Below are 18,840 nucleotides of genomic sequence, written 5' to 3'. Positions count from 1 at the left end.
CACATGTGCAAAATTCGCGTGTTCTGACGATCAGCCGGTAAACACGCGCCCCCTACCCCAACCGCTCCAACCCCTGGCGCAGCGCGTCCCCCTGCCCCGGGTCCAGCCCCTGCTCCAGCGCGGCGTGTTCGGCCCGCCAGACCTCGACCGCCTGTTCCAGCAGGGCCACGCCCTCCGCCGTGATGCGCAGGCGGCGTGACCGGCGGTCGTCGGGATCGGGCTCCACCACCAGCAGGCCGCGCCGGGCCAGCGGCTTGACCGCTGCGGTCAGGGTGGACGGGTCCATCCCCAGGAACGGCGCCAGACGGCCCATCGGCGGCGGCGCGGGCTGGTTCAGCGCCACCATCAGCGAAAACTGCCCGTTCGTCAGCCCGAAGGGCCGCAGCGCCGCGTCGAACCGCCGGGCAAGCTTGCGCGCCGCGCGCTGCACCCCAAGGCACAGGCAGGTGTCGCGGATCAGGTGCACCGTCTCGGGTGGCAGCAGGGGAACAGGTCGGGTTGCGTCGCTCATTTTATTTTGATATCAAATCAATCAAGCAGAGGCAAGGCGCGATTCGTCGCAGCCGGAGGGAGGAAGCCAATGACCGATACTGTCCCCGCGGCACCCGAGGTGCCAAAGAACACGATCTGCATCTGGTTTGACGGAGCCGCGCAGGAGGCCGCGGAATTCTACGCCGCGACCTTTCCCGACAGCCGGGTCTGCGCCGTTCACCGCGCGCCCGCCGATTACCCGTCCGGCAAGGCGGGCGATGTGATCACCGTGCAATTCACCGTCTGCGGCATCCCCTGTCTGGGGCTGAACGGCGGCCCCCTCTTTCCGCAGACCGAGGCGTTTTCGTTCCAGATCGCGACCGACGATCAGGCAGAAACCGACCGCTACTGGGATGCGATCACCGGCAATGGCGGCCGCGAAAGCGCCTGCGGCTGGTGCAAGGATCGCTGGGGCCTGAACTGGCAGATCACGCCGCGCGTCCTGACCCGCGCGCTGGCGCAGGGCGGCGAACCTGCCCGCCGCGCCTTTGCCGCGATGATGACGATGCACAAGATCGACGTGGCGGCGATCGAGGCCGCCGTCGCAGGCGCGGATAACTGACAGACAACTGACCCGGCCCGCAACGGCCACACCAGGAGGAGGAAAGACCCATGTATGTCGACGGTTTCATCCTGGCGGTCCCGACCGCCAACAAGGAATCCTATGCGAAATTCGCCGCCGCCGCCGGCGAGATCTTTCGTGAGCTTGGCGCGCTCTCTGTCATGGAGGCCTGGGGCGACGACGTCCCCGAGGGCAAGGTGAACTCCATGCACAGCGCCGTCATGCGCAAGGAGGATGAGACGGTGGTCTTTTCCTGGACCACCTGGCCGGACAAGGAAACCCGCGACAAGGGCTGGGCCGCCGCCATGGCCGACCCGCGGATGGAGGGCATCAAGGACATGCCCTTTGACGGCAGCCGCATGATCTATGGCGGCTTTATCCCTATCGTCGAGATGTAGCTCCCTCTGCCGGATGGCCTTTGGGATGACATTCCCTGAACGTCAGGGATGGGCTCGGCGATCATCACATCGTGGCGCCCGACCCGCAGAATGGCGGCCCCGGATGTAAGCCGGGGCTCTGCCCCGGACCCCGGGATATTTTTGCCAAGAAGAAACACGGGCGAGCGGAAGCGGGATAAGCTTCTTTAATATAGTATTATCAGTCGCATAAGCCTACCCCCGCCTGCGATCCGGTGCCTTGCCGCCTAATATACGATAAACCTGCTAGACTTTTAGGTTGAATGCGCCATCCTTTCCCTGTGAAAGGAATCAACCGATGAACCAGGCCATTCCCGTGCTCGACCTGATCGACCGAAAGATCGTCGCCGTGCTGATGGAGGATGCGACGACCCCCATCGCCCAGATCGCGGACCGCGTGGGCCTGTCGCAGACGCCCTGCTGGAAACGCATCCAGAAACTGGAGGCCGCCGGCGTGATCGAGCGGCGCGTGGCCATCGCCAACGGGGCGCTGCTCGGCTTTGGGCTGACCGTCTTTGTGGGGATCGAGGCGCCCGACCACAGCACCGAATGGCGCGACACATTCACCCGCGCCGTCGATCGCCTGCCCGAGGTGATGGAGGCCTGGCGCATGGCGGGAGAGATCGACTATCTGCTCCGCGTCGCAGTACCGGACATGGCCGCCTATGACCGGTTCTACAAGACGCTGACCGACAGCGTCGCGATCAAGAACCTGACCTCGCAATTCGCGATGGAGCGGATGCGCCACACGACCGCCTATCCCGTCAACACCCGCGACCGCTAGAACCCTGTTCCCCCTGGCCGGGGAATTTTGGAAACAAAAATCACGACAAACATGCTAGTGAATATAGTATAATCCAGCGTCCCAACCCCGGAGACCGCCATGAAGATCGACCTCTTCCCCAGCCAGTCCGTGCCCCGCATCATCCACCTGCCGCATGTGGCGATCATCGGCGGCGGCGCAAGCGGCGTCCTGCTGGCCGCCCATCTGCTTCATAATCCCGCTGCCGCGCTGCGCGTCACGGTGATCGAGGGGCAGAACCTGCCCGGCCGGGGCGTCGCCTATTCGACGCGTGACCCGAACCACCTTCTCAACACCCGCGTCGCGAACATGAGCGCCTTTCCGGACGACCCGGACCATTTCCGCCGTTGGCTCAGCGCCCGCGGGACCGAGATGACGGGCGCCTCTTTCGTCAGCCGCGCGACCTATGGCGCCTATCTCTCGGATCTGCTCGCCCCGGTGGCGGGCGACGGGCGGCTGCGCTTTCTGCGGGCGACCTGCACCGGTTTGCGGACCCGTCCCGATGGCGCGGGCGTCATCCTGCAGATGGAGGACGGCCAGACCCTGCCCGCCGATAGCGCGATCCTCGCGACCGGCCACGCGATGCCCGAACCCGACCCGCAGGGCATCGTGCAGGGCGCCTGGGACCCGGCGCCGCCGCCGTCGGAACGTCGGGTGGTAATCGTGGGCTCGGGCCTTTCGATGATCGACCAGGCGATCAGCCTGCTGGAACGCGGCCATTTCGGCGAGATCATCGCCCTTTCGCGCCGGGCGCAACTCCCCCGCACCCATGCGCCGGGCCAGCCGCTTGCCATCAGCCCGGCCGAGATCCCGCTCGGTGCACCGGTCAGCGCACTGATGGCGTGGATCCGGGCGCTGGCGGCGCGGGCGGCAGCGCAGGGCGGCACCTGGCGCGACGCGGTGGACGGGGTGCGCCCGCATCTGCGCGCGATCTGGGCGGCTCTACCCCCGACGGAGCGCGCACGGTTCCTGCGCCACGCCGCCCCATGGTGGGAGGTGCACCGCCACCGCGTTCCGCCCGAAAGCGCGGCGCTGGTCGAACGCGCCCTGCGCGAGGGGCAGCTTCGCCTGCTGCGCGGTGCCTTCCTTGGCGCGGAACAGGACGCCCAGGGGCAGCGGCTGGTGCGCTGGCGCCCCCATGGGCAGGACGCGGCCGAGACGCTGCCCGCCGGCCATATCATTGATTGCCGGGGCATCCGCCGCGACCCGGCCGAGAACGCGACACCGCTGATCGCCGATCTGCTAACGTCCGGGCGGGCGCGGATCGACCCGCTGCGGCTGGGGCTCGACGTGACGCAGGATTGCCGTGTGATCGACCGCGAGGGGCGCGCCGACCCCCGCATCCGCGCCATGGGTCCGGCCTCTCGCGCGGCCTTCTGGGAAATCACCGCGATCCCGGATATCCGCGAACAGGCGCGCCAGCTGGCCGCCGACCTCGTGTCAGAGCTTTGCCCCGCCTGACCCCTGAGCCACGAAAAAGGCCCGCCCCTTGCCAAGGACGGGCCTTTCTGGATTTTCCTTCTGGATTCTCGGGCAAATGCCTGTTTTGGCGTGATTTTTTCAGGTTCTTGCCAATTGGCAATTTTTCACTTCCGGGTCTCTCGCCGGTGTTCGAGGAACAGACGGAACGCAACCTCAAGCGCCGCGTCCGACAGGTTCTCATTGAATTCCAGCGTCACACGGCCGTTCTTGCGGCGCATCGCGACGCCGCTTTCCTCGGGCACGCGGCGGAACAGGCGCTCGGGCGGGCGGGCCTTGCGCGGGCCGGCGGCGGCGGCCTTCAGCCGTGCCAGAACCTTGGCGGCGGGCACCGGAGCCCCCTGCCCTTCGCGCGCCGCGCGCTGTTCCGCGGCCAGTTCCCCCGCGGCCTCGATCAGTTTCGCGCGCTGCTGCGGGTCGCCCAGATAGGGACGCAGCGTGCGGGCGTGAAGCTCCCGGATCTCGCGGATATCGGGATAGGCGGCGATGATCTCCTCGGGCAGCCGGGCAAGCTGAAGGTAGCGTGACAGCCAGCCCTCGGACACCTCCAGCCGCTCCGCCATCGCCTTTTGCCGCCCGCCGTAATAGGACTCGAGCGCCAGCGCATAATCGCGGGCACGCTCGAAATCAGAGATATCCTCGCGGTCGCGGTTCTCCAGATCGGCAAGGCGGAACGCCTCTTCGTCGGTCAGGTCGCGCACCTCGATCAGATAGCGGAATTGCGGATAGTTGTTCGCGCGCAGCCAGCTGATCGCGAAATGACGCCGGGCACCGCAGATCACCTCATACTCGGCCCCTGCCCCCGTTTCGCCCCCGGTCAGCCGGCGCACGATCGCCGGAAATTCCTGCTGCCCCTGCGCCTTGATCGAGGCGATCAGGTCGCCGCAGTTTTCCGGGGTCAGCAGGTCATAGGCGCGGTTGTGCCCGGCCCACATGACGCATTGCGCCGGGTCCACCCAGCGGAGCACCTTTTCCTCCCGCTCGCCCGTATCGGCGAGCGTCGAGGACCGTTTGAGAAACCGCGCCCCGCCGCGATCCTCGGGCGCGGGTTCGGTGGCCGAGAAGTCCTTCAGCACATCCTCGAAAAGCGCGTCGTGACGTTTGCTCATAGCAGTCCCTCCTTGCGAAGCGCGCGGTGATGGCTCGGCCAGGTCTTGCGCGCCAAAAGCTCCACCTCGCGGCCCACGGCGTCCAGATAGGCGCGGCAGCGGCGATGCGTGTCGGTGCGCGTGGCCGCGCCGGTGAGTTCATAGACCGTGCACAGGTTCGCGGTTGCGTTGTCGATCTCGGCGCTGTCCTTGAGCGTCGCCTGAAGCATGTCCTGCGGAAAGACCGCGTCCATCATCCGCTTGATCGCCAGATGCGCCGATTTCTGATCGTTCATCTTTGTCGCAAGAACCTTAACAAAGCTATAGCTGCGCGCACCCCCGTGTTGCGCAAGCTCGGTCAGCGTCGCCTCCATCATCTTGAGGAAATGCGCGGTCGAGGCGAAATCGACGTTGTTCGGCGGCGCCGGGATCAAAAGCGCATTGGCCGCGCGCAGCACCGAAAGCGAGATCATCCCAAGCGCCGGCGGCGGGTCGAGCAGGATCACGTCGAACTGGTCGGCGATGCTTTCCACCCCATCGCGGAGGCGGTCGAGGATGAAGGTCGGTTCCCGCGCCATGCGCGCCGCGAATTCATATTCGGCGTCATAAAGCCCCAGATTGGCAGGGATCAGCGCGATCCCCGGCCAATAGGTCGCGCGCAGCGCGTAATGGAGCGATTTCGGCCCGCCATGGCGAAGGAACGGGTAGAGCGTATCTTCATCCTCATCGACATCCACATCCGGGTTCATGCCGAAAATCGCGGTGGTCGAGGCCTGGCTGTCGCAATCGATCACGCAGACCCGATAGCCCCGCAGCGCGAAATACTGGGCCAAGTGGCTGACAACAGTGGATTTTCCTACTCCGCCCTTGAAGTTCTGGACCGCGAGCACCAGTGGCGGATCGTCCGGCGCGCGATGGGGCAGGGTGCCGAACACCTCGCGCATCCGGTTGATCTGTGCGAGGGTGTAGCCGGTGCGGCGCTGGGTTTCCGCGTCCTTGTCGGGCTCGGGCAGGCGGCCATCGGCCTCGGCGTCGCGGATGGCCTTTTCGGTGCGCCCGACCATTTCCGAGGCCGTGCGGACGTTGAAGCGCAGGTCGAGCCGTTTCTGGGTGCCGGGGGCAAAGACACGCTCTCGCAAGCGGTCGATGACGGTGCTGGCGCGTCGGGTGAGCTGGGCAAGCTCTTCCAACGAGACGGGGGGAAGAACGGGCGTCATGGGGCCTCTCTAATCGGGTCGCGCCAAGGATGCGGCAAACCGGCTCCGGCGTAAAGTTCGGAATTCCGGCAGGATAGGTGAAATAACCGGAAGTTGGGGGCAGGGGGCGCCAATTCCCGGAGTTGGGGGCGCCGGCGACGCCTCAACCCGCCCAATCGGTAAGGTTTCGAACTGAGGTTGCCACAGGATCCTCCAAAACTGTGGATAAAAAGAACCCCCTGATTCAGACTCTTCGGGATTCTAAGATTCAGGAGCGAAATCCAATTGATATGAAAGGAAAATTCCGGCGAAACCTTACGGATCGGGCGGTTTGGCCTACTTTGCGGGACGGGTTGCGCTACGAATCGGAAGGGCTGCGCTTACGGATGGGGCAGGGGGCTGAACTTACAGATCGGGTGTGGCGTGGGGCGGGCCTTGGACGCCTGATTTTCCCCTTTATCCTAAGGGTGTTGCGAATCACCTGCGCACGGTCGATTCATCCATAAATTACTTTTCGGGTGGATACCCCTCTGCTGCCCCGGAAGTGAGGGCAGGCGCGTGACGGAAAGATTGAAACCTTACCCGCCTTGCGCTACAAAAGTAAGAAAAGCGGGGTAAGGTCATGGCAGAAAAATCCTATCGCACGGTCGATATCCGGCCGAACAGCGAAAGCATGATCAAGCCCGGCGAACTCGTGGATCTGATCGAGGTGACGCCGCTTTCGCTCAGCGACCGGCGGATCTACAACCAGCTTCTGGAAAACGCCTGGGATGCGATCGACAAGCCGGTCAGCCATATCATCGCAAAATCGGCGCTGCGGGGGTCGCATAATTCCAACGACCGGGTGGGTGAAAGCCTCGAACGGCTCATGTCCGCCATCGTCAAGGTCGCCGTGATCTGGGACGGAGAGCCCGCAGTGGAACGGGTGCAGCTGCTGGGCGGCAACATCGAGGCGAACCGCGCCGACGGGCTGGTCGAGTACGAGATTCCCGCGCGGCTGCGGCGGATCATCGGCAATTCGACCGTCTTTGCCCGCCTGCAGCGCGAGGTAATGTTCGCGCTCTCGTCGAAATACGCGCTGACGCTGTATGAAATGGTGCAGAAGCGCGGCAACCTGCGCTGGCGCTCCTCCGAGAAGTTTTCGCTCGACGCGCTGCGGGGCGTTCTGGGGGTGCCGCGCGGCAAGCTGACCTCCTGGTCGAACCTCAAGCTGCGCGCGATCGATCCGGCCGTGGCCGAGGTCAACGCGCTGTCGGATTTCATGGTGGCGATCGACCCGATCAAGACCGGGCGCAGCGTGACCCATGTGGAACTGCGCTGGTGGCGCAAGGATGATGAGGCCGCGGGCGCCGCGGGGCGGGCGCTGCAATTTTCCAAGGTTGGTCGCAAGGTCCGGGCCGAGGAACGGGCGCAGGCCGCCCCGACGGCGGCGCCCGCGCGCCCCGCCTGGCTCGATGGGCGCGGCTCTGCGCTGCGGACCGAGACCTATGAAACCGCGCGGATGCGCCACCCCGGCTACGACATCTATTTCGTTGAGGCGGAATGGCGGGCCTGGGTTGCTGGCAAACCCGCCGCGAGCGATCCGGACAAGGCCTATCTCGCGTTTTTCCGCAAATATGCCGAGGCAAACCCGATCTGAAAATTGCCAATTGGCAAGAAACGGGAATTTTAGCCGAAAATCATAGGTTTACGTGGATTATCAGCCGGCGCTTGGGACTCTGCCCGAGGGCAAGACAGCGCCCGCGGCCGGCGCGGAGCCAACCGTCCATCGGGCGAATGCCGCCGCTAGTCACGCGGTCTACGCGAAACCACGGCAGAACCGCGCCGGGATAATGCGCGATCCTGGCCGGTGGCGCGAGCACATCGTCGTGCAGGAGGCGATCGCCACTGACCGCGCGCAGCAGGAAACACCGAAGACGACGGCACCACAACGTCGCGACAAGAGGGCAGGGCCCGGCCCGGCGCCACTTTCAGATGTGTTGACGGGCGGCGGGCGCGCCTCCTATCCTCGGAAAAATGGGCACAGTCGGAGGGGCGGCTGATGACGGATTCCGTTTCTTCTGTCGAAGTCGGGGCCAGCCCCCTGCGCCGGTTGCGGCGCCGCCTCGCGCGGGAAATCGACCCGGCGCTGTGGCCTGGAACGGGCCTGTCGCCCGCGAACCGAACCATCATCTCGCTGATCCTGATCTCGATCCTTCTGATCGTGCTGGAAACCGAGGCCTCGGTGTTCAACCCGCTGCGCGAGGTTTTCTGGTGGCTGGAGTTTACGCTCCTTCTGGTCTTCTCGGGTGAATACGGGCTGCGGGTCTGGTGCGCGCCGGAAAACCCGCGCCATGGCGGGCGGCTCGCCTATATGCTCTGGCCGCTGCCGATGCTCGACCTGATCGTGATCGTCACGATGGCCTTCACCCTTGTCGGGATGGAGGGGGTCCTCTTGCGGCTGCTCCGGCTTATCCGGCTGCTGCGGCTGGCAAAGCTGGGCGCCTTTTCCCGCGCCTTTGACGATATCGCGGCAGCCGTCTTCAAGCGCCGCTTTGAACTCGCGGTCAGCCTGATCATCGCCGCGGTCATGCTGCTTTTGTCGTCGGTCGCGCTTTATGTGGTCGAAGGTGGCGAACAGCCCGTGGCCTTTGGCAGCATCCCGCGCGCGATGTGGTGGTCGATGGCGACGCTGACCACGGTGGGTTATGGCGATATCGTCCCGGTGACGGCGGCGGGCAAGGTCTGCGCCGCGCTGACCGCCCTGACCGGGATCGGCCTGATCGCGATGCCCGCCGGTATCCTAGCCGCCGCCTTCAGCGAGGCGGTCCAGAGCCGGCTGGACCGGGAGCGGGCCCATGACCGGGGCCGTGACCGGGGCGAGGGTCCGGAGGCCTGACGGCCCGACCATCGGCGTCGAGGGCCGAAAGCGCATCTGTGGATGGGGACGGCGCCCCCGAATGCTCCGGTGCGGAGGCCCCCCGGCCACGCCCTGCAACACCCGGCTGCTCCGGGTACTTGATCCGCATGGGAAAACGCGGCAGGTTCGTCAGCGGCAAAGTTTCAAAAATGAGACCTGCCCGGAAAAGCGCCGGAGGGGCATCGTGGCGGATATCGACAAGGCGAGTTTCCGGGACATCGGCGCCCGGCTGCGGGCGCATCGGATCGGACGGGGGCTGGGCCCCGAGGAACTGGCCACGCGGATCGGCATTTCGCGCGCGGCGCTCTACCGGGCCGAGAAGGGCGAGATCACCAAGATCGAGACGCTCGCCTCGATCTCGCGCGAGTTGAACGTGTCCTTGCCGAGCCTTCTGGGGGTCGGGATCGAATACATCCCCAACGCGGCGGCCTTTTTCGAGCGGATGCGCCAGTTGGAGGAAGAGGCGGAGCAGATCATCGGGCTCTTCAGCCCCATCTCGTATCTCGTGACCACGCGCGAGTATGACGAGATCCTGCGCGCGGTTCTGCCGGAATCGCTCAGCCCCGAGCGGCAGGCGGAAGCGGGGCGCATCCTCGATATCCTGGCGGCGCGGAAACGCAGCTTTTCAAGGCGGAAACCGATGCTCGCCTCGATCATCTCGGCCACGGATATCGAACGGTTTCTGCGTCATGGGGTCGAAGGCCGGGCGGGTCTTGCGCCCGATGTTCTGGCGGGGCGGCGCCGCGCGGTGGTGGGCGAGGTACGCCACATCATCGGGCTCTTGCGCAATCCGGATATCGGCGTCCAGCTGGGCGTCTCGCCCGAGCCCTTCCCCTCGACCAGCTTTCAGATCACGCGGGCGGGCGGCACTGCGACGCTGACCGTCAGCCCGTTCCGGCTGGGCCATGACCCGAATATCAGCCTCGGCGTGGGGTTCGTGACCTCGGCGCCCGAGGCGATCGAACTGCATGACGGCATCGCCCGCGCCCTGTGGCAGGGGTCGCTGCGCGGTCCTGCTGCGGCCGATCATCTGGAGTCGCTCGTGCAAAGGGCGCAGGAGGCCGCCGGGGCACGCTGAGTGATTAATATTTGTGCAAAAGTCATCCGGAGCGCGCGCCCGTCTCAAAAATTAGATGATTTTCTTGACAGGTGGCCCGCATCGCGAAATGACCGAGAAACAGTTCCACGGGGGTACATAATGAAGAACACAGGTCTTTTGGTTGCCGCGGTCGCGGCCCTGATCAGCGGTCCGGCCTTTGCGCAGGAATTCGTGGCCAAGATCGGCCATCTCGAATCCGCGGCGCAGAACCGCCACATCCATCTGGAAAAGGTCGCGGCGCTGGTGAGCGAGCGGACCGGCGGCGCGGTCGAGTTTCAGCTTTTCCCGCAGGCGCAGCTGGGCGACCAGCGCCAGATGAACGAGGGCGTGCAGTTCGGTTCGCTGGAAGGCACGGTGGCGCCGGCCGCGTTTCTGGGCGGGTTCAACCCGGTGGTGTCGATCCTCGACATCCCCTATCTGCTGCCCGAGGATGAGGCCGCGGCACAGGCGCTGCGCGAAGGGCCGTTCGGTCAGGCGCTGCTGGACAGCTTTGCCGACAAGGGGATGCACGCGATCGCGCTCTGGCCGAACGGGCGCAAGCACATCACCTCGAACCGGCCGATCGACGAACTGGGCGATTTCGCGAACCAGAAGTTCCGCGTGATGGACAGCCGGGTCCTGATCGAGCAGTTCACCGCGCTTGACGCCTCGGCCATCGCGATTCCGTTCGGCGAGCTTTACACCGCGCTGCAGACCGGCGTCGTGGACGGGCAGGAAAACCCGCTCGATACGATCGAGACGATGAAATACTTCGAGGTGCAGAACAACCTGCTCGTGTCCGGTCACGGCGCGATGGAGGATGTGGTGATCTTCAGCCCGATCTGGTGGAACACGCTGCCGGAAGAGTATCAGACCGTCATTCAGGACGCGTTCATCGAGGTGATCCCGGAACTCGTCGCGAACAAGCAGGCCGCCGTCGACCGCGCGCTGGAGGCCGTGACCGCCGCCGGGATGAACGTGCGCGAGACCACGCCGGAAGAACGCGCGGCCTTCCGCGAGGCGACCTTTGGCGCCACCTCGGCCGCCTATGTCAGCCTTGCGGGCGAGCCGGGGCAGGCGCTGCTGGACATCTACACCGCCGAATACGAGGCGCTGGCGCAGTAAACGGCGCAATGCTGCGGGCCGGTCATTCCGGCCCGTCCCATTTTTTCGCTTAACGGAGCTGCAATGCCGGCCCTGACCCTGCTTCGCCTGTGCGAGCGTTCGATCCTTGTCGTGATCTTCCTGACCATGGTCGCGCTTTACTTTGTCAGCGTCCTTGCGCGGGAACTGGGGGGGCAGGTGGCCTCGTCCTTCGCCTGGATCGAAGAGGCGGTGCGGATGCTCAACCTCTTTCTGGTGTTCCTCGGCCTCGGGCTGGCGCTGGAACGGGGGCGCCATGTCGGCATCCGCAACCTGCGCGACAGGCTGCCCGAGACCCTGCGCCGGGGGCTTTTGAAGGTCACGGATGTGGTGGGTCTTGGCTTTGCGCTTTACATCGCCTGGCTGGGCTGGGGGCTTGCGTCTTTCGTGCTGGGCACGGGCCAGCGCTCGCCCACGCTGGGGATCGCGATGGGCTATGTCTATCTGGCGCCCGTGGCGGGCTTTCTGCTGCTGGCGCTGCGCTATGGGCTGAGCCTTTTCGGCGTCATAGACCGGTTTTCGGACGCGGAGGGCGCGGAATGATTCTGGGCCTGATCGTCATTCTTGCCGTCCTGCTGCTGGTTCTCGGGTTCGAGATGTTCCTGGTGCTGGCCCTGCCGGCGCTGGCCTACAAGGGCGCGTTCTATCCCAACATCCCCGATCTGGTGGTGGTGCAAAAGATCCTTGGCGGCGTCGATCATACGACGCTGCTGGCCATTCCGTTCTTCGTCTTTGCCGCGAACCTGATGGGGTCGGGGCAGATCGCGCGGCAGCTTGTCTCGGTGGTCAAGGCGCTTCTGGGTCATACGCGGGGGGGAATGGGGCATGTGGTCGTGGGCGGCTCGATGGCCTTCGGGTCGGTTTCGGGCTCGGCGCCCGCGACGGTCGCGGCGATGGCGCGCATGGCCTACCCGGAACTGCGGCGCAGCGGCTATTCCGACAAGTTCTCGCTGGGGCTGATCGTCTCCAGCGCCGAAACCGCGCTGCTGATCCCGCCCTCGATCACGATGATCATCTATGGCTGGATGACCGGCACCTCGATCGCGCGGCTCTTTGCGGGCGGGCTGGCCGTGGGGCTGGTGCTGGGGTTGGCCTTTGCGCTTTACGTCAATTTCGTCGCCCGCCGCGACGGGATCGCCCGGGCCGAGCGCGCCGACTGGCCGACGCGGCTGCGCACGATCTGGGCCGCGAAATGGGCGATCGGGATGCCGGTCATCATTCTGGGCGGGATCTATTCCGGCACCTTCACCGCGACCGAGGCCGCCGCAATCAGCGTCGTCTATGCCATCCTGGTCGAGGTGGTCATCCTGCGCAGCCTGACCCTGCGCGGCCTTTTCGAGGTGACCGAGCAGAGCGCCATCAACACCTGCATCATCTTTGTCCTTCTGGCGATGGGGGGCCTTGTGTCCTATTTCGTGACGCTGGCGCAGGTGCCCGGCGCGATCATCGGGTTCCTTGACGCCATGGATGCGGGCTGGATCGGGTTCCTGCTGGTGGTCAATGTCTGCTTCCTGATCGCGGGCATGTTCATCGACCCGAACTCGGCGCTCCTCATCCTTGTGCCGCCGCTTTATCCGGTGGCGGCGGCGCTGGGGATCGACCCGGTGCATTTCGGGCTGATCGTGACGCTGAACATCGGGCTGGGGATGATCACGCCGCCCTTCGGGCTCGATATCTTCGTGGCCTCGTCGACGCTGCGCAAGCCGGTGGCGACGATCATCGCCGGGGTCTGGCCGTTCCTTGCGGTGAACCTGATCGTGCTGCTGCTGATCACCTATGTGCCGCAGATCTCGCTGTTCATTCCGCGACTTATCTTTGGCTGAGGGAACGCGATGACCGTCTGTCTTGACCGACCCGAACCTTTTGTGCCGCGCTGCGCCGAGGCGACGGGCGTGGTGCGCGAAAACACCGCCGTGAACGGCGATTACCGCCTTCTGGTGCTGGATGCCCCGGCGCAGGTTCTGGACTGCCGGCCGGGCCAGTTCTTTCAGCTTCTGTGTCCGGTGACGGGCGAGGACCAGCCGTTCCTGCGCCGCCCCATGAGCATCTATGACTATGATGCGGCGGCGGGGGAGCTGCGCTTTCTTTACAAGGTGACGGGGGCAGGGACGCGCGGTCTGGCCAGCCTGCGGCCCGGCGACGGACTGAATGTGCTGGGTCCGCTGGGGCAGGGGTTTTCCATGCCCGACGACTGGCAGAACCTGATGCTGGTCGCGCGGGGCGTGGGCCTTGCGACGCTGGCGCCGCTGGCACGGACGGCGCATGGGTTGGGGCGCCGGCTGACGGCGATCTGTTCCGCGCGCGCGCCGGAACTTGCGATGTCCGTGGATCTTTTCCGCAGCTATGGCGCCGAGGTGATTGTCGTCACCGATACCGACGGCAGTTCGCACCCCGAGGCCGTGCGTTCCCTGATCGAGGCGCGGATCGAAAGCGGCGCGGTCGATGCGTTCTACACCTGCGGGTCGTACCGGCTGGCGCGGATGCTGCAGGATCTGGGCGCGAAACACGGCATCCCGGGCGAGATCGCGGTGGAACAGCAGATGGCCTGTGGCCTTGGCATGTGCCAGGCCTGCGTGCGCCCGTTCCGCGAAGGGGCGGGCACTGTCCATCGCCGGGTCTGCCGCGAAGGCCCGGTCTTTCCCCTGTCGGAGCTGATCGCATGACCCGCCTGACCACCCGCATCGGCGCCATGACGCTGGCCAACCCGATCATGCCCGCCTCGGGCACCTTTACCGAGGATCTGGCCGATGTGTTCGATCTGGGGGTTCTGGGGGCGCATGTGCTCAAGACCTTCACGGCCGAGCCGCGCATGGGCAACCCCACGCCCCGCGTCTGCGACCTGAGCGCGGGGATGATGAACGCGATCGGCATCCCGTCGAAGGGGCTCGACCATTTCCTGACCCGGACCCTGCCGTTCTGGCGCCGCTATGACGTGCCGCTGGTCGTGTCCATCTCGGCCCACAGCCATGACGATTTCGCGCGGCTGGCGGCGGCGGTGTCCGTCCCCGGCGTCGCGGCGATCGAGGCGAATATCTCTTGCCCGAATATCGAGGCGGATGGCCGCGCCTTTGCGGTGCGGGCCGACAGCACCGGGCAGGTGGTCGCGCATCTGCGCCGCGCGACGGACCTGCCGCTTTGGGTCAAGCTTTCGCCCAATACCGGCGAGCCGGTCGAGGTCGCGCAGGCCGCCGAGGCGGCCGGGGCCGATGCGCTCGTGATGGCGAACACGCTTCTGGGCATGGCGATCGATGTCGAGACGCGGCAACCCCGGCTGGGCAATGTGATGGGCGGTATATCGGGGCCCGCGATCAAGCCCGTCGCGCTGCGCATGACCTATCAGGCCGCGACCAACACCCGCCTGCCCGTGATCGGCTGTGGCGGGATCAGCACGCTGAACGATGTGCTGGAATTCCTGATCGCCGGGGCGACGGCGGTCCAGGTGGGCACCGCCACCTTTCAGTCGCCCACCACGATGCTGCGCCTGCTGGATGGGCTGGACGACTGGCTGGCGGCGCGTGGCATCGCCTCGGTCGCCGATATCTGCGGAACGGTCAGCCTGCCAGCCGTCAGCCCGCCTATGCCCGCCGCCATGCCCCCGCTCGCATCATGAACCGGCCGGGCACGGATATCGGCGCGCTGCTTGCGCAGCAGATCCTTGACGCGGTGCGCGCGCTCTCGCCCGACGGGGCTGGCGTCAGCCGGCCGGCCTATTCCGATATCGAGACCCGCGCGCTGGATTGTCTGTCGCAGATCGCCCGCGATCACGGCCTGATCGTGGAAGAGGACCCGGGCGGCAACCGCTGGTTCACCCTGCCCGAACATCGTGACGCGGGCCGCTATCTGGTGATCGGGTCGCATATCGACAGCGTGCCCGAGGGCGGGAATTTCGACGGGCTGGCCGGGATCGTCGCGGGCCTTCTGGTGCTGATCCGGGCGCGCGGGCGGGGCCTGCGGATGCCGGTCCGGTGTCTTGCGATGCGGGGTGAGGAAAGCGCGTGGTTCGGGTCCTGCTATCTGGGGTCGCGGGCGCTGACCGGGCAGATGACCGAGCAGGAACTCGGCTCGCGCCACAAGGGCGATGGCCGCACGCTGGCCGAACACATGGCCGCGCTCGGCATCGACACGGGCCGGATCCTGGCCGGGCGACCCCAGACCGACCTTGGCCGGATCGCGGGCTATATCGAGCTGCATATAGAACAGGGTCCGGTTCTGGTCGAACGCGACATCCCGGCGGCCATCGTCACGGGGATCCGGGGAAACATCCGCTTCCGCAGCGTGACCTGCACGGGGCAGGGGGGACATTCGGGGGCGGTGCCGCGCGCCTATCGCCACGACCCGGTTCTGGCCATGGCAGACCTGCTGACGCGGCTCGATGACAGCTGGCTGCATATCCTCCAGACGGGGGGCGATCTGGTCCTGACCTCGGGCATGGTGGCGACCGATCCCGCGCGCCATGCTATCACCCGGATCGCGGACAGCGTCAGTTTCAGCCTCGACATCCGGTCGCAGAACGCCGAGATCCTGACACATATGCGGGATTATCTGGGGGATGAGATGCGCGATATCGAACGGGTGCGTGGCGTGCGGTTCGAGACCGGCCCCGAGATCCCGGCCGCGCCCGCGCTGATGGATGCGGGGATGGTGCGCGACCTGATGCAGGCGATGGCGCGCACCGGGCAGGAACCCTTTTCAATGGCATCGGGCGCGGGGCATGATGCGGCGGTCTTTGCGCAGGCGGGCATCCCTTCGGCCATGGTATTCGTCCGCAACAGGAACGGGTCGCACAACCCGCGCGAGGCGATGGAGATCGAGGATCTGATGGCGGGCATCCGGATCATCTCTGCCTACCTGGAAGAGGCAGGGGCATGAGCGCATCGATGCTGACCGCGGAACGGCGCGCCGAAATCGCGCGGGAAACCGCGCAGGCGCTGTTGCAGATCGACGCGATCCGCCTGTCGACGGAACGCCCCTTCATGTTCAGCTCCGGTCTGGTCAGCCCGGTCTATATCGATTGCCGGCGCATCATCTCCTTTCCGGATATCCGGGCCCGGCTGATGGCCAGCGCGACCGAGATCCTGCAGGGCGACATCCCAGCGACCGAGGCCGTGGCGGGCGGCGAAACGGCGGGCATTCCCTTTGCGGCCTTTCTTGCCGCCAATACCGGCCTGCCGATGCATTACGTGCGCAAGCGGCCCAAGGGCTATGGCCCCAATGCCCAGGTCGAAGGGGTGATCGCGCCCGGTCAGCGCGTGACGCTGATCGAGGATCTGACGACCGATGGCGGGTCCAAGCTGCGGTTCTGCAAGGCGCTGCGGCGGGCCGGGGCAAAGGTGTCGGACTGTCTCGTCCTCTTCTACTACGATATCTTCCCCGAGACGCGCGATCTTCTGGCGGGCGAGGGGCTGGCGCTTCATGCGCTGGCGAACTGGCAGGATATTCTGGCCGTCGCCGATGAAGGCGGGCCGTTCGGACCCGCGGAACTGGCCGAGATCCGGTCGTTTCTTGACAACCCGCTTGACTGGTCGGCCCGCCATGGCGGGGCATCCCGGCTGTTTTTCCAGGAAAGGACCGTATGATGTTCACCTCTCTGATCCAGACGCTGCTTGACCGGGGGCGCGGCATCCACGGCTATCGCGCGCTGGCCGAGGCCGCCTATGACAAGGCCGGCACCGCGCCCGAGGCCGCGGCCTATTTCATGCTGGCCAAAGAGGCCGAGGATTTCGTGGATTTCACCGAACGGATGCCGGTCCCTGCGCATGAGCTCGACGCGATGTTCAAGCGCATCAGCGCCGATGCAGCCGCGCTCGACGCGGCCTATGAGGGCGGCGATGCGGCGGCCGTTCTGGCGGTGCTGACGCGCATGGCTCAGGACGCGGCGCGGCTGCGCGGCGCCTGAGGGGCTGTGCCACAGTTCAGCGCAGACCGTTCAGCCAGTTCAGGATATCGGCGCTGTCCGTGACATCGCCGTATTTCTGGCCGATGTCGTAAAGGTTGGCGTGATGGGGCGCCTCGGCCCGGTCGGCGCAGCAATCGGCAGGCACCAGCACGTTGAAGCCCGACTGGACCGCATCGACCACGCTGGCGCGCACACAGCCCGAGGTCGTGGCCCCCGTCACTACCAGAGTATCGACCCCCGCCCCGGTCAGCAGCGCCGCAAGCGAGGTCCCGAAAAAGGCCGAGGCGCCCTTTTTCACGATCACCGCATCGCCCGGCCGGATGCCCGTGCGGTCGTCGATCTCGACCAGCCGGCTGCCCTCCTGCAGGGCGGCCATTCCGGTGGCCTTTTTCAGCCAGGGCAGGGCGGTCACCTCGCCGGGGTGAAAGGCGATGGTGGTGTAGATGACCGGAAAGCCGGCCGCGCGGGCCGCGTCGGTCAGCCGGCGCGTCGCCGCGAGGGGGCCGGCCATGTCGGCAGCGGTGGGATATTGCGGGTCGGTGAAGCCATAGCTGAAATCGACCACCAACACGGCGGGCCGCCGCCCGCGCGGGACGGGGCGGCCAAAGCCCGCCTGATCGTAGACCTGTTCCTGAGACATGGGAAACCCCGTGCAAACCTTGTGGGAAACGACCCCGCGCGGCAGGTTGTGAAAGGCGCACGCGGGGCAGGCGGCCTCAGCAGGCCAGCTGGATCTCTTTGACCACGATGTCGCCGTCGATCACGATGGCCTCGTCATCGAGGAACAGCGAGCAGTTGCGCATCGGGATATCCAGATGGCAAGCGGTGTCGTTCGGCCCGCCGAGCTCGTTGTTCGGCCCGGTCGAGAACATGACGTTGCCGTAAAAGCTGCGCGGCTCCATCCCCATGCCGCCCTCGAAGCTGCCGGGGACGAAGTTGTGCCATTTGGCATTCGGGTTCATGCCCCAGCCCACATGGCTCATCCCGAAGCCGCGCTTGTCGTTGAAGGCGGCCATGTAGCCCTTGACGATCTCGGCCTCGAGCCCGCCGCGGATATCGGTGATCCAGCCCTTTTCGATGGTGTAGGTGATCGGTTCGCGCACCATGATGTTCTGCGGCAGCAGGATATCGCCCGGCGCCACCACGATCTGCCCGTCCACCCCGTCATCGTCGCCGCCCGTGAAGACAAAGCCCGAGGGCCAGTGATCCCATCGCCCGGGCGTGTCGGTGCAGGCATATTCCGGCACCGTCGGATAGGTGTTCAGCTTGTAGGTCACGTCCGTCCCGTGCGCCGAGGTGATGCGCATGACCTTTGCACGATCCAGCATATCGGCGGCGATGGTGACCTTCTCGCGCAATTCAGGATAGGGCAGCATCCGCGCCAGCAGTTCGGGCGGCTCGACCGCGGTCAGGATGCGCGTGCCGGCGGCCTGAATTGCGAACTGCTCTGGGCTGAAGAGCAGGAAGATGCAGTCGATCAGCATGTCGCAGTTCTTGAGCGCCTCGACCGCCTCGGGCATCGCGGCAAGGCCGGTCTGGCCCACCGCCCAGGCGTCGGTCGGCAGGGGCGCGGGCAGGCGCATATGATACATCCGTGCCCCAAGGCGCTGGCCGGCGGCCATGAAGGCATCGGCATAGGCGAGCCGGTCGGCCCCTTGCGTCAGCACGATCAGCTTTTCGCCCTCGTGCACGCCCGACATCCGTAGCTGATGCAGGCAGATTTCCGTGAAACTGGTATGGTCCATCTGCG

The 18,840-nt window shown here is 66.0% G+C and carries 20 protein-coding genes; 15 read left to right on the top strand and 5 right to left on the bottom strand.

Annotated elements, in window-relative coordinates:
* Positions 1-52: 52 nt before the first annotated feature.
* Positions 53-511 (bottom strand): MarR family winged helix-turn-helix transcriptional regulator, encoded by a 459-nt coding sequence (locus tag ACFSGJ_RS03070; protein WP_390259391.1) that lies wholly within the window; start codon positions 509-511, stop codon positions 53-55.
* Positions 512-580: 69 nt separating this feature from the next.
* Here ACFSGJ_RS03070 and ACFSGJ_RS03065 point away from each other — a divergent pair, with 69 nt between their 5' ends.
* The 4 genes from ACFSGJ_RS03065 (at position 581) to ACFSGJ_RS03050 (ending at position 3,772) form a co-directional block, all read left to right on the top strand.
* Positions 581-1,093: a VOC family protein gene (locus ACFSGJ_RS03065; RefSeq protein ID WP_390259389.1), complete on the top strand. Its 513-nt coding sequence runs from the start codon at positions 581-583 to the stop codon at positions 1,091-1,093.
* Positions 1,094-1,143: 50 nt separating this feature from the next.
* A complete protein-coding gene (locus tag ACFSGJ_RS03060; RefSeq protein ID WP_390259387.1) occupies positions 1,144-1,491 on the top strand; it encodes a DUF1428 domain-containing protein in 348 nt (115 codons plus the stop codon).
* Positions 1,492-1,807: 316 nt separating this feature from the next.
* On the top strand, positions 1,808-2,293 hold the full coding sequence (locus ACFSGJ_RS03055) for an Lrp/AsnC family transcriptional regulator (protein ID WP_390259385.1): 486 nt from the start codon (positions 1,808-1,810) through the stop codon (positions 2,291-2,293).
* A gap of 99 nt (positions 2,294-2,392) precedes the next feature.
* A complete protein-coding gene (locus ACFSGJ_RS03050; protein WP_390259383.1) occupies positions 2,393-3,772 on the top strand; it encodes an FAD/NAD(P)-binding protein in 1,380 nt (459 codons plus the stop codon).
* A 125-nt stretch (positions 3,773-3,897) separates the two neighbouring features.
* Here ACFSGJ_RS03050 and ACFSGJ_RS03045 read toward each other — a convergent pair whose 3' ends face one another.
* Complete coding sequence (locus tag ACFSGJ_RS03045; RefSeq protein WP_390259382.1) at positions 3,898-4,899, bottom strand: ParB/RepB/Spo0J family partition protein; 1,002 nt, start codon at positions 4,897-4,899, stop codon at positions 3,898-3,900.
* Positions 4,896-6,095, bottom strand: coding sequence for an AAA family ATPase (locus tag ACFSGJ_RS03040; protein ID WP_390259380.1), 1,200 nt, complete (start codon positions 6,093-6,095; stop codon positions 4,896-4,898). The genes ACFSGJ_RS03045 and ACFSGJ_RS03040 overlap by 4 nt, the downstream gene beginning before the upstream one ends.
* 601 nt (positions 6,096-6,696) lie before the next feature.
* On the opposite strand from ACFSGJ_RS03040, the gene ACFSGJ_RS03035 reads away from it, so the two are divergent.
* The 11 genes from ACFSGJ_RS03035 (at position 6,697) to ACFSGJ_RS02985 (ending at position 17,090) form a co-directional block, all read left to right on the top strand.
* A complete protein-coding gene (locus ACFSGJ_RS03035; protein WP_390259378.1) occupies positions 6,697-7,713 on the top strand; it encodes a replication initiation protein in 1,017 nt (338 codons plus the stop codon).
* Between the two features lie 402 nt (positions 7,714-8,115).
* Positions 8,116-8,952, top strand: coding sequence for a potassium channel family protein (locus tag ACFSGJ_RS03030; protein WP_390259376.1), 837 nt, complete (start codon positions 8,116-8,118; stop codon positions 8,950-8,952).
* A 205-nt stretch (positions 8,953-9,157) separates the two neighbouring features.
* Positions 9,158-10,051, top strand: coding sequence for a helix-turn-helix domain-containing protein (locus ACFSGJ_RS03025; protein ID WP_390259375.1), 894 nt, complete (start codon positions 9,158-9,160; stop codon positions 10,049-10,051).
* Positions 10,052-10,171: 120 nt separating this feature from the next.
* A complete protein-coding gene (locus ACFSGJ_RS03020; protein ID WP_390259373.1) occupies positions 10,172-11,176 on the top strand; it encodes a TRAP transporter substrate-binding protein in 1,005 nt (334 codons plus the stop codon).
* 63 nt (positions 11,177-11,239) lie between these two features.
* On the top strand, positions 11,240-11,737 hold the full coding sequence (locus ACFSGJ_RS03015; RefSeq protein ID WP_377405412.1) for a TRAP transporter small permease: 498 nt from the start codon (positions 11,240-11,242) through the stop codon (positions 11,735-11,737).
* Complete coding sequence (locus ACFSGJ_RS03010; protein WP_390259371.1) at positions 11,734-13,017, top strand: TRAP transporter large permease; 1,284 nt, start codon at positions 11,734-11,736, stop codon at positions 13,015-13,017. The genes ACFSGJ_RS03015 and ACFSGJ_RS03010 overlap by 4 nt, the downstream gene beginning before the upstream one ends.
* Before the next feature lie 9 nt (positions 13,018-13,026).
* On the top strand, positions 13,027-13,857 hold the full coding sequence (locus ACFSGJ_RS03005; RefSeq protein ID WP_390259369.1) for a dihydroorotate dehydrogenase electron transfer subunit: 831 nt from the start codon (positions 13,027-13,029) through the stop codon (positions 13,855-13,857).
* Positions 13,854-14,804, top strand: coding sequence for a dihydroorotate dehydrogenase (locus tag ACFSGJ_RS03000; RefSeq protein ID WP_390259368.1), 951 nt, complete (start codon positions 13,854-13,856; stop codon positions 14,802-14,804). Before ACFSGJ_RS03005 ends, ACFSGJ_RS03000 begins: the two co-directional genes overlap by 4 nt.
* Positions 14,801-16,063 carry a Zn-dependent hydrolase gene (locus tag ACFSGJ_RS02995; RefSeq protein ID WP_390259366.1) on the top strand — a complete coding sequence of 421 codons (1,263 nt, stop codon included), beginning with the start codon at positions 14,801-14,803 and terminating at the stop codon, positions 16,061-16,063. Before ACFSGJ_RS03000 ends, ACFSGJ_RS02995 begins: the two co-directional genes overlap by 4 nt.
* Positions 16,060-16,770: an orotate phosphoribosyltransferase gene (locus ACFSGJ_RS02990; RefSeq protein WP_390259364.1), complete on the top strand. Its 711-nt coding sequence runs from the start codon at positions 16,060-16,062 to the stop codon at positions 16,768-16,770. Before ACFSGJ_RS02995 ends, ACFSGJ_RS02990 begins: the two co-directional genes overlap by 4 nt.
* Complete coding sequence (locus ACFSGJ_RS02985; protein WP_390259363.1) at positions 16,767-17,090, top strand: hypothetical protein; 324 nt, start codon at positions 16,767-16,769, stop codon at positions 17,088-17,090. The genes ACFSGJ_RS02990 and ACFSGJ_RS02985 overlap by 4 nt, the downstream gene beginning before the upstream one ends.
* Positions 17,091-17,106: 16 nt before the next feature.
* Here ACFSGJ_RS02985 and ACFSGJ_RS02980 read toward each other — a convergent pair whose 3' ends face one another.
* Together ACFSGJ_RS02980 and ACFSGJ_RS02975 are read right to left on the bottom strand one after the other, a co-directional pair.
* Positions 17,107-17,730 (bottom strand): isochorismatase family protein, encoded by a 624-nt coding sequence (locus ACFSGJ_RS02980; RefSeq protein WP_390259361.1) that lies wholly within the window; start codon positions 17,728-17,730, stop codon positions 17,107-17,109.
* Between the two features lie 76 nt (positions 17,731-17,806).
* Positions 17,807-18,835: a 2,5-dihydroxypyridine 5,6-dioxygenase NicX family protein gene (locus ACFSGJ_RS02975; protein ID WP_390259360.1), complete on the bottom strand. Its 1,029-nt coding sequence runs from the start codon at positions 18,833-18,835 to the stop codon at positions 17,807-17,809.
* Between the last annotated feature and the right edge of the window lie 5 nt (positions 18,836-18,840).

This window comes from Halodurantibacterium flavum (assembly GCF_042681825.1).
Classification (GTDB): Bacteria; Pseudomonadota; Alphaproteobacteria; order Rhodobacterales; family Rhodobacteraceae; genus Halodurantibacterium; species Halodurantibacterium flavum.
This window is presented reverse-complemented; position numbering and strand designations above follow the sequence as displayed.

Bases quoted from the DNA above. Each gene is read 5' to 3' on its own strand.
- ACFSGJ_RS03035 (WP_390259378.1), top strand. From the start codon at position 6,697: ATGGCAGAAAAATCCTATCGCACGGTCGATATCCGGCCGAACAGCGAA.
- ACFSGJ_RS03070 (WP_390259391.1), bottom strand. From the start codon at position 511: ATGAGCGACGCAACCCGACCTGTTCCCCTGCTGCCACCCGAGACGGTG.
- ACFSGJ_RS02980 (WP_390259361.1), bottom strand. From the start codon at position 17,730: ATGTCTCAGGAACAGGTCTACGATCAGGCGGGCTTTGGCCGCCCCGTC.
- ACFSGJ_RS03055 (WP_390259385.1), top strand. From the start codon at position 1,808: ATGAACCAGGCCATTCCCGTGCTCGACCTGATCGACCGAAAGATCGTC.
- ACFSGJ_RS03045 (WP_390259382.1), bottom strand. From the start codon at position 4,899: ATGAGCAAACGTCACGACGCGCTTTTCGAGGATGTGCTGAAGGACTTC.
- ACFSGJ_RS03000 (WP_390259368.1), top strand. From the start codon at position 13,854: ATGACCCGCCTGACCACCCGCATCGGCGCCATGACGCTGGCCAACCCG.
- ACFSGJ_RS02990 (WP_390259364.1), top strand. From the start codon at position 16,060: ATGAGCGCATCGATGCTGACCGCGGAACGGCGCGCCGAAATCGCGCGG.
- ACFSGJ_RS03040 (WP_390259380.1), bottom strand. From the start codon at position 6,095: ATGACGCCCGTTCTTCCCCCCGTCTCGTTGGAAGAGCTTGCCCAGCTC.
- ACFSGJ_RS03005 (WP_390259369.1), top strand. From the start codon at position 13,027: ATGACCGTCTGTCTTGACCGACCCGAACCTTTTGTGCCGCGCTGCGCC.
- ACFSGJ_RS02975 (WP_390259360.1), bottom strand. From the start codon at position 18,835: ATGGACCATACCAGTTTCACGGAAATCTGCCTGCATCAGCTACGGATG.
- ACFSGJ_RS03030 (WP_390259376.1), top strand. From the start codon at position 8,116: ATGACGGATTCCGTTTCTTCTGTCGAAGTCGGGGCCAGCCCCCTGCGC.
- ACFSGJ_RS03050 (WP_390259383.1), top strand. From the start codon at position 2,393: ATGAAGATCGACCTCTTCCCCAGCCAGTCCGTGCCCCGCATCATCCAC.
- ACFSGJ_RS03015 (WP_377405412.1), top strand. From the start codon at position 11,240: ATGCCGGCCCTGACCCTGCTTCGCCTGTGCGAGCGTTCGATCCTTGTC.
- ACFSGJ_RS03020 (WP_390259373.1), top strand. From the start codon at position 10,172: ATGAAGAACACAGGTCTTTTGGTTGCCGCGGTCGCGGCCCTGATCAGC.
- ACFSGJ_RS02985 (WP_390259363.1), top strand. From the start codon at position 16,767: ATGATGTTCACCTCTCTGATCCAGACGCTGCTTGACCGGGGGCGCGGC.
- ACFSGJ_RS03010 (WP_390259371.1), top strand. From the start codon at position 11,734: ATGATTCTGGGCCTGATCGTCATTCTTGCCGTCCTGCTGCTGGTTCTC.
- ACFSGJ_RS03065 (WP_390259389.1), top strand. From the start codon at position 581: ATGACCGATACTGTCCCCGCGGCACCCGAGGTGCCAAAGAACACGATC.
- ACFSGJ_RS03060 (WP_390259387.1), top strand. From the start codon at position 1,144: ATGTATGTCGACGGTTTCATCCTGGCGGTCCCGACCGCCAACAAGGAA.
- ACFSGJ_RS02995 (WP_390259366.1), top strand. From the start codon at position 14,801: ATGAACCGGCCGGGCACGGATATCGGCGCGCTGCTTGCGCAGCAGATC.